We start from the raw sequence: 472 nt of genomic DNA, 5'->3' as shown, positions 1-472 counted from the left end.
ACCGCTACTGTGACAATCGACTTTGCACCGGTTAACGATGCACCGGTTGCCGTTGATGATCAGCTGACGGGTGAAGAAGACACCACCATCACGCTGGATCCAGCAACGCTATTGGGTAACGACACGGATGTTGATGGCGACCCATTAACGATCACCGACGTCTCTAACCCAAGCCACGGTACGGTAACACTGAACCCCGATGGCACAGTGAGCTTCACACCGGATCCGGACTACAACGGTCCAGCCACGTTCGACTACACAGTTAGCGATGGTAACGGTGGTGAAGATACGGCCACAGTGACCGTAGTATTCTCACCAGTGAACGACGGACCGGATGCGGTTGACGACAGCTTCACGGGCGAAGAAGACACGCCATACGTCATGACGCCAGCAGCGATCCTTGGCAACGACACGGATCCAGAAGGTGACACGCTATCGATCACGGGCGTATCTAACCCAACGAATGGTACCG

The 472-nt window shown here is 55.3% G+C and carries 1 protein-coding gene; it reads left to right on the top strand.

The window, feature by feature from the left end; translation table 11 throughout:
- A partial coding sequence (locus OW491_RS17925) for an Ig-like domain-containing protein (RefSeq protein WP_290037258.1) occupies window positions 1-472 on the top strand: 472 nt, incomplete at both ends.

Source organism: Neptunomonas sp. CHC150, from assembly GCF_030397555.1.
Taxonomy (GTDB): domain Bacteria; phylum Pseudomonadota; class Gammaproteobacteria; order Pseudomonadales; family Balneatricaceae; genus Neptunomonas; species Neptunomonas phycophila.
This window is presented reverse-complemented; position numbering and strand designations above follow the sequence as displayed.